Annotated in this window: 13 protein-coding genes; 3 read left to right on the forward strand and 10 right to left on the reverse strand. The window is 63.9% G+C overall.

Features of this window, described 5'->3' with window-relative positions:
- Window positions 1-126: 126 nt before the first annotated feature.
- Window positions 127-381 carry a hypothetical protein gene (locus ASF27_RS12675; RefSeq protein ID WP_056176395.1) on the forward strand — a complete coding sequence of 85 codons (255 nt, stop codon included), beginning with the start codon at window positions 127-129 and terminating at the stop codon, window positions 379-381.
- Between the two features lie 30 nt (window positions 382-411).
- Here ASF27_RS12675 and mscL read toward each other — a convergent pair whose 3' ends face one another.
- The 8 genes from mscL to ASF27_RS12700 form a co-directional block, all read right to left on the reverse strand.
- The gene (mscL, locus tag ASF27_RS12680) at window positions 412-834 is read right to left on the reverse strand and encodes a large conductance mechanosensitive channel protein MscL (RefSeq protein WP_056176393.1); all 423 of its coding nucleotides are present in this window, start codon (window positions 832-834) and stop codon (window positions 412-414) included.
- A gap of 69 nt (window positions 835-903) precedes the next feature.
- On the reverse strand, window positions 904-1,782 hold the full coding sequence (pssA, locus tag ASF27_RS12685; protein WP_056360597.1) for a CDP-diacylglycerol--serine O-phosphatidyltransferase: 879 nt from the start codon (window positions 1,780-1,782) through the stop codon (window positions 904-906).
- A 9-nt stretch (window positions 1,783-1,791) separates the two neighbouring features.
- Window positions 1,792-2,514, reverse strand: a complete 723-nt coding sequence (locus ASF27_RS12690) for a phosphatidylserine decarboxylase (RefSeq protein ID WP_082479119.1) — start codon at window positions 2,512-2,514, stop codon at window positions 1,792-1,794.
- A 311-nt stretch (window positions 2,515-2,825) separates the two neighbouring features.
- Window positions 2,826-3,689: a DNA adenine methylase gene (locus ASF27_RS21615; protein WP_082479065.1), complete on the reverse strand. Its 864-nt coding sequence runs from the start codon at window positions 3,687-3,689 to the stop codon at window positions 2,826-2,828.
- 35 nt (window positions 3,690-3,724) lie between these two features.
- A complete protein-coding gene (locus ASF27_RS22300) occupies window positions 3,725-4,720 on the reverse strand; it encodes a hypothetical protein (RefSeq protein WP_156467516.1) in 996 nt (331 codons plus the stop codon).
- Window positions 4,721-4,759: 39 nt separating this feature from the next.
- Entirely contained in the window at window positions 4,760-5,185 is a 426-nt protein-coding gene (locus ASF27_RS22305; protein ID WP_210166272.1) for a hypothetical protein, read from the reverse strand.
- 237 nt (window positions 5,186-5,422) lie between these two features.
- Complete coding sequence (locus ASF27_RS12695; protein ID WP_056360601.1) at window positions 5,423-7,333, reverse strand: ABC transporter ATP-binding protein/permease; 1,911 nt, start codon at window positions 7,331-7,333, stop codon at window positions 5,423-5,425.
- A 199-nt stretch (window positions 7,334-7,532) separates the two neighbouring features.
- Complete coding sequence (locus ASF27_RS12700; RefSeq protein WP_056360603.1) at window positions 7,533-9,032, reverse strand: LysM peptidoglycan-binding domain-containing protein; 1,500 nt, start codon at window positions 9,030-9,032, stop codon at window positions 7,533-7,535.
- A 217-nt stretch (window positions 9,033-9,249) separates the two neighbouring features.
- Here ASF27_RS12700 and ASF27_RS12705 point away from each other — a divergent pair, with 217 nt between their 5' ends.
- A complete protein-coding gene (locus ASF27_RS12705; protein ID WP_056360605.1) occupies window positions 9,250-9,852 on the forward strand; it encodes a TIGR00730 family Rossman fold protein in 603 nt (200 codons plus the stop codon).
- Between the two features lie 202 nt (window positions 9,853-10,054).
- Here the strand turns inward: ASF27_RS12705 and cysS are convergent, their stop codons facing one another.
- Window positions 10,055-11,434: a cysteine--tRNA ligase gene (gene cysS, locus ASF27_RS12710; RefSeq protein WP_056303764.1), complete on the reverse strand. Its 1,380-nt coding sequence runs from the start codon at window positions 11,432-11,434 to the stop codon at window positions 10,055-10,057.
- Between the two features lie 312 nt (window positions 11,435-11,746).
- Between cysS and ASF27_RS12715 the strand changes: the two genes are divergently transcribed.
- Window positions 11,747-12,091 (forward strand): hypothetical protein, encoded by a 345-nt coding sequence (locus ASF27_RS12715; RefSeq protein ID WP_056267062.1) that lies wholly within the window; start codon window positions 11,747-11,749, stop codon window positions 12,089-12,091.
- A gap of 70 nt (window positions 12,092-12,161) precedes the next feature.
- Here ASF27_RS12715 and ASF27_RS12720 read toward each other — a convergent pair whose 3' ends face one another.
- Entirely contained in the window at window positions 12,162-12,662 is a 501-nt protein-coding gene (locus ASF27_RS12720) for a CreA family protein (protein ID WP_156368869.1), read from the reverse strand.
- Window positions 12,663-12,723: the final 61 nt, after the last annotated feature.

Here is a 12,723-nt window from a genome sequence, read left to right on the forward strand (position 1 = left end):
TTTGAGAAAGCCCCCGGCGACGGGGGCTTTTTTGTCGAGGGGCGGACCGTCATTTGTGAGCACCGACGCAACACTTGCCCGGGCCCGACCGTTGTGCAGTCTTGAACCGACGGGAGACTTCCAGCCGTGAGCGACCACCCCCACGATGCCGCCCTGCCGGAGCCGGTGCGCGATCACCTCGGCCAGCAACTGCGCTCGGTCTTCACCACGGACGAGGCGGTGCCGGAATACCTCGGCGACCCGGTGACGCCCCAGGCGTTCGGCCCTCAGCTCAAGCGCCTGGAAGTGCGGCTGAAGACCCACGAGGAGGGCACCGGCGCCGTCGAGCACGCCCTCGACGGGCTCGTGGAGGACCTGACGGGCAAGCCTCCCCAGCCGTGAGGCTGGCGCAGCCGGGAGGCCGGCGCGGCCCTAGACGGCCGGCTTCGTCGCCAGGAGGTCGCGGATCTCCGTGAGGATCTTCACGTCGGCCGGCACTTCGGGGGTGGGCTTCGCCTCCTCCTTGCTGACGAGGCGGTTCATCGCCCGGATCACGAGGAACAGCACGAAGGCGACGATCATGAAGTTGATCGCCACGGTGAGGAACTGGCCGTAGCCGATCACCGCGCCCTGCTTCTTCGCGTCGGCGTAGGCCGCGCCCTTCTGTACGCTCGACGACAGGGCGATGTAGTAGTTCGAAAAATCGAGGCCGCCCGTGATGGCGCCGATCATCGGCATGAACACGTCCTGCACCGCCGAGGTGACGATGGCGCCGAACGCCGCGCCGATGATCACGCCGACGGCGAGGTCGACCACGTTGCCGCGCAGGGCGAATTTTTTGAACTCTTCGAGCATCGCAGTCTCCGCGCCTGATTCTTCGCGCGAAGACTACGGGATGCCGGTGCAGGGCGACAGGCGGGCGCCTCAGCTGTCCACGGCGCGATCGCGCTCCGACCCGCCCGGATCGCGGTCGTCGGCCACCACGGGCGCTGGCAGGGAGGCGGCGGCCCGGGCCTCGGCCTTGGCCCGGCGGCGATACTGCGCCGCGCCGATGGGCAGGGTGACGAGGTAGCCGAGCGCCAGCGCCACCATGGCCTCGAACGGGAACGAGATCAGCAGCCCGAAGGCCGCGACGCCCACGAGAAAGATCGGCAGCACCGCTTCCCGCGGGACGCGCTTGCCGACGGTCTTGCCCGAGAAGGTCGGCACCGTGGAGACCACGAGGAGCGCGATGCACAGCATGTAGCCGAGCACCACCGGGGCGGCCCAGCGCTCCAGGGGCAGGCCGAGGAAGTGCAGGTAGAGCGGCAAGAGCACCGTCAACGCCCCAGCGGGCGCCGGCATACCCACAAAAAAATCCTTCTTCCAGGCCGGGCGGTTGGGGTCGTCCAGCATGGCGTTGAAGCGGGCGAGCCGGAGCGCCATGGCGATGGCGAAGATGAGGGCCACGATCCAGCCGACCGAGCGCAGCTCCTTCAGGGCGAAGCCGTAGAGGATCAGCGCCGGGGCGCAGCCGAAATTGACGAAGTCGGCCAGCGAATCGAGCTCGGCCCCGAAGCGCGAGGTGCCTTTGAGCATCCGCGCCACCCGCCCGTCGATGCCGTCAAGGAAGGCGGCGGCCACGATGGCGATGACGGCGGGCTCGAACTTGCCCTCGAAGGCGAGGCGGATGGCGGTGAGCCCGAGGCAGAGCGCCATCAGGGTGATCATGTTGGGCGCGATCATCCGGAACGGCACCGGCTTGAACCGGCGCGGCCGGGGCTCGTTGGCGTCGGGCGCGAAGGGCGGGAACAGATCGTCCATGCTCATCCCTCAGATGCGGCGGAAGGCGCGCTCGGGGCCGCCGGCGAGGTCGGCCAGCACGGTCTCGCCCGCCACCGCCTTCTGGCCCAGCCCCACGAGCACGCGGGTGCCGACGGGCAGGTAGACGTCGACCCGCGAGCCGAAGCGGATGAGGCCGAAGCGCTCGCCGACGTTCAGCGTATCGCCGGCATGCACCCAGCCGACGATGCGGCGCGCCACGAGGCCGGCGATCTGCACCACGCCGATGCGCAGGGGGGCGCCCGCATGCGTCGTCTCCAGCACGAGGCCGTTGCGCTCGTTGTCGTCGCTGGCCTTGTCGAGTTCGGCGTTGAGAAACAGCCCGGGCGTGTAGTGGATCTGCCCGATCTTGCCCGTCATCGGCACGCGGTTCACGTGGCAGTCGAACACGTTCATGAACACCGAGACGCGCAGCATCGGCTCCTGCGGCAGGTCGAGCTCGGGCGGCGGCAGCACGGTGGCGATGAGGTTCACCCGCCCATCGGCCGGCGACACCACCAGCCCGTCGCCCACGGGGGTGACGCGCTCGGGATCGCGAAAGAAGTAGCAGACCCACAGGGTGAGGATCAGAAAAATCCACCCGAGGAACTGGGCGAAGTACCCGCCGATCACCGTCAGCACGATGCCGATGAGGATGAACGGATAGCCCTCCTTGTGGATCGGCACGAGGGTTCGGCGAATCGTCTCGAGGAGGTCGGACATGCGGTCTTTCAGATCGTGGCCCGGCGCGGGCGCGAACGGGAATCCGGACCCCGCGCGATGGCAGGCGGGGGGGCGCGCGTCAACCTTTGAGCATTCCCCAGGAGCGCGATGCCACAATGCCCGAGTAAGAATATGTGTCTGCCCGCATGGCTTCAAAACTGAGTTGAAAGTGGCTGCGTTCCGAGACGCTCAACGCTACGAATATCATGCATTTCGCATCGCTTGTGAAAGGACGCATTCCTTCCGCTCCTTGGTACTGCCCCCACTCCACGCTCCCTATTGAAATGGACGCACCTTATGACAATGGTCCTCAAATTGTTCTCTTATGCCGCAATTCCTCTGGAGGGCTCGATCACAGAGGGAATCTCGAGACAGTCGCTATATATCATCACCTCTTTCCCAGAATGTTTTTTACCAGCGGTATACCAAATTCCGAATGTTGTTTGTCTTTTATCCTCATAGAGCATCTTTATCGGGTCAACATTGTCATATGAAACAATCCATGGCGTACTTATACCTGATTTTACTGTGCTTGCGATTTTTACATGATCTTCATGGCAATAATGATTCTCATAAAGCCCCTTTCCCTTCACGTAATACGGCGGGTCCAAGTATATAAGCGTTTTTTTCGGTAGAGCTGGGATAATACTACTTATCAAATCAACTGCATCGAGGTTGTACAGACTTATTCTTGAGCTGTAGCTGGCAACTTTTTCAATCCTTCTAGCTAGTTCTTTAGAATTGAATCGTGCATTGAGCTTCCATTCTCCCAATTGAGATTTTCCTCCGATTACCCCGCCCTTTATTATTCCAGACCGATTCGTACGATTTAGGAAGAATGTCGAAAACCCAAGCGCAAGCTTGTCGGATGCAGGGTCGAACTGCACCGCTCTTTGGCGATTCCATTCTTCAATATTTATAGAGGTGTCTTGAACTAATCGACACAACTCTTCCGGATTATTCAAAACAGAATACCAAAAAGCGAAGACCGACTTATTGATATCGTTCAAATGGATATGACTTGCATACTCTAGATACAGGAGAGTTATCGCAATAGCAGCACCGCCAGCATACGGCTCGACATAATCACAGCCCGAAAGACCGTTCGTGTCGATAAGGTCGGCGACAAACTGCGTTAATCGCCCCTTACCTCCGGGGTAGCGCAGTGGAGATGAAAATTGTTCCATGTCGAATTCTAGCTTTTTTCAGTCATGCTACCGACTTAAATAGGCTCATTCAATGATGCATGAAGCGCTTTCAGATACGCCTCCCACCCATCCCAACTTGCCTTTACCGTAGTTTCATCTGGCAAAACATGATGGTTATGGAAATAACTATGCAACATCTTTAGCGAAAACGGGCCGACCGCATCATTTTTAATCGCCATTCTGGCCTGAGCGAAAACTGGGGATTTTCCTAAAGGGTCGATTGAATGAATGACAGCTGACACTTTCTCTGACAGCTTGACTTTATGATCGCTCCACTCTGAAATACTCCTACTAGTTAGGCTGGGCGGAATCGAAACCCGCTTTTCTTCTAAATAAACTTCACTACTTAACTCTATAAATACTCGAACTAGAAGAGCTGCAGCATTCTCATTTTTCTTAACAACCAGCCTTCTGCACTCGTTATACAAGGGCGCCAATCTTATTCCTTGAACATGCAATGACCTTGGGCCGCCCGTCGGTGCGAGCGTCTTCCTGTTTAGATCAGCTCCTTGCCGTCGGTTTGATGAAGAATGTGCCCGTTGCGACTCCCGATCAGGTTCGTTGGGTTCAGAATTTTCAGGTGGGCTTGGCGATCCCTGTTCAGCCGAAGACGCAGATCGAGTGCTTGGATCTGCGTAGCTCGATTTAGAAGAAAATCCCCACTTCGGCGCACCTTCTGCCGCTTTTACATTGTAATCTGCAAATTTAGATACAAACTTGTGCCGATCATCCTTATCCTCAATATCTGCAAACTCAAATTCTGGGGCCGCCATAGCAGCCAGAATACGCTGCAATAGATTTCGTCCAGATATTTCGTCCCCATTCTCGAATGAGACGATGCTGGTTTTAGGGTCGATATCAATCCCCAGGATATCTTTAAATGGTGCTGAATTTAGAACGCGGTCAACGGTCGTCCATCGTCCGTCAAGCGCCTCAAGAGTTTCGGCCCATTGAACACTTTGATCATCAGCAAAAAACTCAACAACGGCCAAGGAGCGTGGTGCATCCAAGCCCGCGTCTCGATTAGCGCGACCTTTCGCCAATGGCTTCTACGGGGCGAGCCCTACCCCAGAAGTAGCAGTCATATGGCGTCGACGCTTCCAAGGCGTAACGTCCTCGCGACTATCGAACAGACGAGCGTCAACTTCCCTTATTGGATTTTCAGCAAAAATCTTTGAAAGACGGCGAAATTGTTTCGAGACAACAGTTCCATCAGCCAGGGCTGGAGTTTCAAGGATCTTTAAAGAAGTAATTCTGCGGTTACCTTCTTCAACAATATATTGCCCGCGCACACCAGCTGGAACTACCCAAATCGGCTCACCTGGGCTTATGCCCTCCATCTGCAATATATCCTTTGCTATTCTGACTAATTTTGCTCCTTGCTCATCTATCATCGCTCTAATAGCTTCGCGTTGCGTTGCCTGGGGGCCTAATCGGTAATTTTCTTGATCCAGACGAAGTTGGTGCAACTTCAACGTAACCCACTTGCCTCTTGACATGCAGACCCACCGCAATCTCATTTAACAGAAAAGCTATCCGGGTGCTGCAAAGCCTGCAACTCTACATATCGAAGGATCGCACTATATCGCCTCCTTTTTTATCCCTGTGGTAGCACAGCGACACTCTATTCACTCTCCGCTTGTGGATCTGGGTCCGTCTCAGAGAGCTGAGTTGAAAGCATCACTCGGATCAAAAATTCCGTTCGGATTTGGTCAATCTGCTGGCACAGCTTCCCGCGTCACACCCACACGCCTCGCTTCACTTTCCGCCCGCTGCAACACCTCAAGCGCCGCATCAGCCTCCCGCTGCCGGCTCCACAGCGAAGCATAAACCCCACCCGCATCCAGCAACCCCTGGTGCGTCCCCCGCTCGACGATCACCCCCTTGTCCAACACCAGAATCTCGTCGGCGTTGACCACCGTCGAGAGGCGGTGGGCGATGACGAGGGTGGTGCGGTTCTGCGAGATGGTGTCGAGGGCGTCCTGGATCTCGCGTTCGGTGAAGCTGTCGAGGGCCGAGGTCGCCTCGTCGAGGACGAGGATCGGTGGGCCCTTCAGGATGGTGCGCGCGATAGCGACGCGCTGCTTCTCGCCGCCCGAGAGTTTGAGGCCGCGCTCGCCCACGGGGGTGTCGTAGCCCTCCGGCAGGGCGGAGACGAAGCGGTCGATCTGGGCCAGGGACGCGGCCTCGCGCACCTGGGCGTCCGTGGCGTCCCAGCAGCCGTAGCGGATGTTGTACCCGATGGTGTCGTTGAACAGCACCGTGTCCTGCGGGACCATGCCGAGGGCGGCGCGCAGCGACCCTTGGGTGACCCCGGCGATGTCCTGGCCGTCGACCAGGATGCGCCCGCCCTGCGGCTCGTAGAACCGGAACAGCAGCCGCGACAGGGTCGACTTGCCGGCGCCCGAGGGGCCGACGATGGCGACGGTCTTGCCCGCCGGCACCGTGAACGAGACGCCGCGCAGGATCGGCCGGGCGGGATCGTAGGCGAAGCGCACGTCCTTAAATTCCACCGTGCCGCCCTGGGCCCGCAGGGCCTTGGCGTCGGGCCGGTCGGCGATCTCGGGGTTGCGGTGCAGGATGAGGAACATGTCGTCGATGTCGATCAACGCCTGTTTGATCTCGCGGTAGATCATGCCCATGAAGTTCAAGGGCATCGACAGCTGGATCAGCATGGTGTTGACGAGGACGAACCCGCCGAGCGTGGTGCGCCCGGCCATGATGTCCCGCGCCGCCAGCCACATCACCACGGTCATGCCGATGGTGAAGATCACCGCCTGACCGGCGTTGAGGACGGCCAGCGACACGTAGGTCTGCGTCGAGGCCTTTTCGTATTTCGCCATGGAGGCGTCGTAGCGTTCCGCCTCGCGGCGCTCCGCGCCGAAATACTTCACCGTCTCGAAGTTGAGGAGCGAATCCACCGCCTTGGTGTTGGCGTCGGTGTCGGAGTTGTTCATCCGGCGGCGGATCTCGATGCGCCACTGCGTCGCCTTCCAGGTGAAGGCGAGATAGGCCGCCACCATGACGAACACGACGGCCGAGTAGATCCAGTCGAACTCGTAGGCGAGCACGCCGATGACGAGGACGAACTCGACGATGGTGGGCACCAACGTGAGCACCATCAGGCGAGACAGCTCCTCGATGCCGCCGCGGCCGCGCTCCAGCACCCGGGTCAGGCCGCCGGTCTTGCGCTCGAGGTGGAACCGCAGGGAGAGCCGGTGCATGTGCTCGAAGGTCTGGAGCGCCAGGCGCCGCACGGCGTGCATCGCCACCTTGGCGAACAGCCCGTCGCGCACCTGCGTCAGCCCCGCCATCGCCACCCGCGACAGGCCGTAGAGTCCGATGAGCACCATGGGGGCGGCGAACACGCCGGTGGGAATCGCGGCCCCGGGTTTCGGGTCGGTCAGGGCCACCAGGGCGTCCGTCGCCCACTTGAAGGTGAACGGCGTCACCATGGTGACGAACTTCGCCACGATCAGCAGGCCGAACGCGAGGAACACCCGCCGCTGCAGGTCGGGCCGGCCGTACGGCCACAGGTAGGGCCACAGCCGGCGATAGGTGGCGACGAGGCCGGGGCGCGCGGGCGGCGCGCCGCCCGGCGCTTGCGCGGGGTCGGGTGTCATGCCGTTTCGATTCTCGGTGAAGGCTGAATTTGGAACGGATATAAGCCGGTCCGCGCCCGATGACAGCCGTGCTTCGGCGCAAGGCCGCCCCGCGCCGGTGCGTGGGGACCGTGCGCCGTGACACCCTCGTGGATGCGCCGTTCCAGAAAGCGGGTTTTCGGGGGATGGACCGTTCCACGCGGCAGGGCGTGGAACGGACTCAGCCGCGCGGAACGGTGCCCGCCACCGCCGCCGTTCCGTCGCTCGGCAGCACGAAGATCTGGCCCGGATAGATCCGGTCCGGGTTGCGGATCTGCGGCTGGTTGGCGTCGTAGATCACCGTGTAGCGGGTGCCGCGCCCGTAGATGCGCCGGCTGATCTGCCACAGGCTGTCGCCCCGCACGATCCGTGCCGTGCCGACCTCCGGCACGAACACCGTCCGGGGCGGCTCCGGCTTCGGGTCGGGAGTGGTGTCGAGCTTGGGGTCCGGCGCCGTCGCCGCCGGGGTCGGGGTCGCCGCAAGGGGGGGCGCGGCCTCGCCCGGCGGTCGGGCCGAGGCCGGGCCAAGCGGTTGTTCCAGAACGGCGATTCGCGCCGGCGGTACGGCTGCTTCGGGCATGGCCGCGGTGGTCTTCGCGGTGGGTCTGGGCACGGCCGGCTTCACAGCCGGCACGGAGAACGTCACCTCGGAGCGGGTCTTCACCTTGCCCGAGACGGGGTCCACCTGATCGACCCGGATGGTGTAGGCGCCCGGCTGCACGCCCCGCCCGATGGTGAAGGCGACGCGCCCGTCCGCCCCGGCGCTGCCCGGCGCCACCAGGGTGTCGTTGAGGTAGAGCCGCAGAGTCGCGCCGGGCTGGGCCTGGCTCGTGACGTAGAGCCGCCCGCCCTCCTCCGCCTCGACGCTGACGATCTTGACCGGGCTCGCCGCGCCCGCCCGCTCCGTCTCCGGGGGCCTGCTCTCCGGCGCCTTGCCCTCGGCCACCGTGCCGGCCTCGGGTTTCGCCTCCGCCCTCGCGGTGTCGGACCCGGTCTTGGGCCCCGTCTTGGCCCCGTCCCGCGCTCCTGCGGCGACGGCGGCCGGGGGCGCCGCCACGGGCTCGGGGTGGGACAGAACCACCGTCGGCCTGTCGGGAGACGTCAACGCGATCAAGGGCTTGGTGTCGCGCTTCGGTGCGACGACCACGGCGACGGAGTCGCGCGAAACCACGGATCGGCCGTCGGCCCCCGTGGACCGCAGGGTGATCTCACTGCTGCCGGGGGACAGGGCAGGCGGCACGATGGCGAACTGGCCGGACGGGTCGACGAGCGCACGGGCAATGGGCTGATTGTCGCGCAGCAGCTCGACGGTGGTGTTGGGCGCAGCCCGCCCGGCGATGACGGCCTCGCCCGACGGCTCGACGCGGATGATGTCGAAGGTCGGCGCCGACGCCTCGGTGCCGGTCGCCGCCGGAGTGTCCCGCGATGCCTGGGCGGGCGTCCGCTCCGGCAGCCGGTCCGGCTCCGGCAGCCGGTCCGACCGGGGCTTTCCCGGCACCGGCAGCGCTCCCTCCCCTGAGCCCGCGAGCGGATCGGCGACGAGGGGTACGGCCCGGCCCTCGGGCGTGCCGAATCCGTGCTTGAACAACTCGCTCGCGCCATAGAGGGTGACGACGAGGGTGAAGCCGCCCAGAAGCCCCACGCAGGCGAGGAAGATGCTCCGTCGCAACTCCGCCTTCATGACGCACCACTCCCTCTTCCATCGTCCGGGCGGCGAAACCGCGATCGACCCTGACCTGCCCCGGCGACAAATCGGCACTTGACGGCGACATATTAACGAACATGACCGGAACACCAAATCCCGACGGCCTTTTCAAGGCCGGATCTCCCGTAAAATCAGCACTTTGGCCCGTGGACGGCACGCGCCCGCGCGGCCGGACCCGGAGGGGAAGCGGCACATGGCACCGGTGAGGACGGTCTGCGTCTATTGCGGCTCCGGGTTCGGCGGCGACCCGGCCTTTACCGCGGCGGCCGAGGCCCTCGGCAAGGCCCTGGCGCAGGCCGGCCTCGGCCTCGTCTACGGCGGCGGCAATGTCGGCCTCATGGGTACGGTGGCGCGCGCCGTCCTCCAGAACGGGGGCCATGTCACCGGCATCATCCCGAGCTTCCTGAAATCCCGGGAGCGCATGCTCGACGAGATCCAGGAGACCATCGTCGTCGAGGACATGCACACCCGCAAGCGTCTGATGTTCGAGCGTTCCGACGCGTTCGTGGCCCTGCCGGGCGGCATCGGCACCCTGGAGGAGTTGGTGGAGCAGCTCACCTGGGCGCAGCTCGGCCAGCACAACAAGCCGATCCTGCTGCTCTCCGTGGCGGACTTCTGGACGCCGCTCCTGACGCTCCTCGACCACATGCGAGCCCAAGGATTCATCCGGGAGGGGCTCGACCTCAGCTATCTCGTCGCCAGCGAAGCCGGCGACGTGGTCGGGATCCTGCGCGACGCGGCGGCCGCTTCGCCGCCCGCCCCACAGGCCGAGGCGTTCGTCACCGAACGGCTCTGAATCGCCCTCAATCCGCGTCGGTCAACATCGGCTGGGAATGCAAAGGTCTTCGACAGGTCGCCCGCGACCTCCTTCTCGACCCGGTCCACCAGGACGATCCGCCGAGTAAGTCCGCGGAGCGTATCGAGGATGCCGGCCGCCGCGAGCCGGATCAGCGGCCCGGCATCGGCGACCACGATCGGCTGGCGATCGGCGGGGGCGATCATGGGGTCACGCTCCAGACGGTGCCGTCCTTGCCGTCCTTCACGGTGACGCCCATGGCCAGAAGCGCGTCGCGGACACGATCGGAGGCGGCCCAGTCCTTGGCGGCGCGGGCCGCGCGGCGCACTTCGATCAGGGCCTCGACCTCGAGTACGTCCAGCCCGGCGGCCCGGATGCTGCCCTGGTCGCGGGCCGACTTGGTCTGCGTGAGCAGACCCATCAGGTTGGCGCCCGCCTTGAGGCCGGCGGGATCGTCGAGGCGGTGGAGTTCCGCGAGTGCCGAAGCGGTGTTGAGATCGTCGGTCAGGGGTTCGAGCAGCCCGTCCGGAATCACCGGAGAGGCTGCACTATCGCCGACGATCCCGTACCAGCGCTCCAGGGTCCGGGCCGCTTCCTCCAACCCCCGCACCGTCCAATCGATGGGCTGGCGATAGTGCGTCTTGAGCATGGCGAGCCGGGCCACCTCGCCGGGCCAGTCCTTCAGCACGTCGCGGATGGTGATGAAGTTGCCGAGGGACTTCGACATCTTCTCCCCCTCCACCTGCAGGAAACCGTTGTGGAGCCAGACGTTGGCCATCACGTCGGTGGAGAAGCAGCAGCGCGACTGGGCAACCTCGTTCTCGTGATGCGGGAAGATGAGGTCGATGCCGCCGGCATGGATGTCGAAGGTTTTTCCCAGGTGCTTCCACGACATGGCGGAGCACTCGATGTGCCAGCCGGGACGGCCGGGCGCGGGCAGGCCGCACGGCGAGGGCCAGGACGGCTCGCCGGGTTTCGAAGGCTTCCACAGGACGAAGTCGAGGGGCGAGCGCTTGTAGGGGGCGACCTCGACGCGGGCGCCGGCCTCCATCTCGTCGAGGGGCCGCTTCGACAGGCCGCCGTAATCGGGCATCGAGGGCACGTCGAACAGCACGTGGCCATCCGCAACGTAGGCGTGACCGGCCGCCACCAGCCCTTCGATGATGGCGATCATCTCGGCGATGTGATCGGTGGCGCGCGGCTCGACGAAACGCGGACGCTCGCCCGCCACGTTCACGTCCTCGGGCATCAGCACGCCGAGGGCACGGATGTCGTCGTGAAAGGCCGCGAGCGTCCCATCCGTGAGGTCACGGATGGTGATGCCGCGCTCGGCCGCGCGGGCGTTGATCTTGTCGTCCACGTCGGTGACGTTGCGCGCGTAGGTGACGTGCGCCGCGCCGTAGAGGTGGCGCAGGAGCCGGAACAACAGGTCGAAGACGATGATCGGGCGGGCGTTGCCGATATGGGCCGCGTCGTAGACCGTCGGACCGCAGGCATACATCCGGACATGGCTCGGATCGATCGGCGCGAACGCAGCCTTCTGCCGGGTCAGCGTGTTGTAGAGCCGCAACATCGGGGCCATGAAACCGTCCCTCGTCCCTCGAGCGGATCGCACAGCTCGACCGCCCCTAGCGCCTTGGTTCTTCGCCGCTTCCCGGCGTCGGTACCCCGTGGCGACCGACACGTCCAACGGCGGGGGTGCCGCGCTGCAGCCGGCGCCTGTTGCACGAAGGCGACGGTGCCGTCGGCCGTCCTGGGCTACCCCGAACCCATGAGCAATTCGAGAACAGCGCCGCTCCGCCGCCTATCGAAAGCGATCCAGGGCGGAAAGGGTTTGTTTACCTGGACCCTTGAGATTTCCCCCAACCCGAATCCCTCCATCGAGGTTCTGCCCATGCGCCGCCCGGCCGCCGAAATCGGCACCCTCCTCGCTCTCGCCTTGATGATTTCCTCCACCGCGCTCGCGGGCGGAGACGGCGAGACTCCCACCAAAGCGGTGTCGCAGGTGGAGAAGACGTTCCTGATCCCGGCCGGCGAGGGCTACGGCGTCGGCGATTGCCTGAGCAATGGCGAGAGCAGCTGCGGACAGGTGGTCGCGAATGCCTGGTGCGAAGCACAGGGATTCGCCTCCGCCGGTTCCTTCGGCGTCGCGGCGCAGGACGAGTACACCGGGGCGATTCCCACCCCTCCCGTGATCAAGCAGGCCGAGCGTCCGATCCGCATCACCTGCCAGGATTGAGCGACCGGACCGGATCAGCGCCGGCCATCGGATTTCAGGATCCGTGGCCGGACCGAACGTGTTTGGAAGCTTATTTCTTCATGGCATCGGCGCATCGCGGCGGCGGCTCCGTGCCCCACGGCATGAGCGGCACGGCCGAGGTTGAGTTCTTGGGCGAGCCCTGGATCACCTTATCCGAATAGACCATGTAGATCAGCGTGTTGCGCTTGGCGTCGCATCCGCGCACGATCTGCATCGACTTGAAGATCAGCGAGCGGCGTTCGCTGAACACCACCTCGCCCTGACCGAGCTTGTCCTTGAACTGCACGGGACCGACCTGACGGCAGGCGAGCGAGATGTCCGAGACGTCCTCGGCCAGCCCCAGGGTGCCCTTGATGCCGCCTTTCTCGGGCTGGGTGTACCAGCACGCCACACCGGCCACGGCCGGATCGTCGATGCCGTAGACCACGAGCTTGTCGTTCGGTGTAAGGGGCCGCCAGACCGTCGATTTGTCGAAGATCCGATCGGCATCCTCCGCCTTGGCGGACACCGCGCCGGCGAGCGCTCCTGCCACGACGGCAGCAGCGGCCATTCCCCCTGTGAGACCCCGAAGCCACATCATCCTGCATTCCCCCCCAACTCGGCTGGGGCGC

The organism is Methylobacterium sp. Leaf102, from assembly GCF_001422425.1.
In the GTDB taxonomy this organism is placed as follows: Bacteria; Pseudomonadota; Alphaproteobacteria; order Rhizobiales; family Beijerinckiaceae; genus Methylobacterium.

What these genes read in the sequence shown, in the direction of transcription:
- mscL (WP_056176393.1), bottom strand. Translation starts at nt 834, where the DNA reads ATGCTCGAAGAGTTCAAAAAATTCGCCCTGCGCGGCAACGTGGTCGAC.
- pssA (WP_056360597.1), bottom strand. Translation starts at nt 1,782, where the DNA reads ATGGACGATCTGTTCCCGCCCTTCGCGCCCGACGCCAACGAGCCCCGG.
- ASF27_RS21615 (WP_082479065.1), bottom strand. Translation starts at nt 3,689, where the DNA reads ATGGAACAATTTTCATCTCCACTGCGCTACCCCGGAGGTAAGGGGCGA.
- ASF27_RS12695 (WP_056360601.1), bottom strand. Translation starts at nt 7,333, where the DNA reads ATGACACCCGACCCCGCGCAAGCGCCGGGCGGCGCGCCGCCCGCGCGC.
- ASF27_RS12700 (WP_056360603.1), bottom strand. Translation starts at nt 9,032, where the DNA reads ATGAAGGCGGAGTTGCGACGGAGCATCTTCCTCGCCTGCGTGGGGCTT.
- ASF27_RS12705 (WP_056360605.1), top strand. Translation starts at nt 9,250, where the DNA reads ATGGCACCGGTGAGGACGGTCTGCGTCTATTGCGGCTCCGGGTTCGGC.
- cysS (WP_056303764.1), bottom strand. Translation starts at nt 11,434, where the DNA reads ATGGCCCCGATGTTGCGGCTCTACAACACGCTGACCCGGCAGAAGGCT.
- ASF27_RS12715 (WP_056267062.1), top strand. Translation starts at nt 11,747, where the DNA reads ATGCGCCGCCCGGCCGCCGAAATCGGCACCCTCCTCGCTCTCGCCTTG.
- ASF27_RS12720 (WP_156368869.1), bottom strand. Translation starts at nt 12,662, where the DNA reads ATGGCCGCTGCTGCCGTCGTGGCAGGAGCGCTCGCCGGCGCGGTGTCC.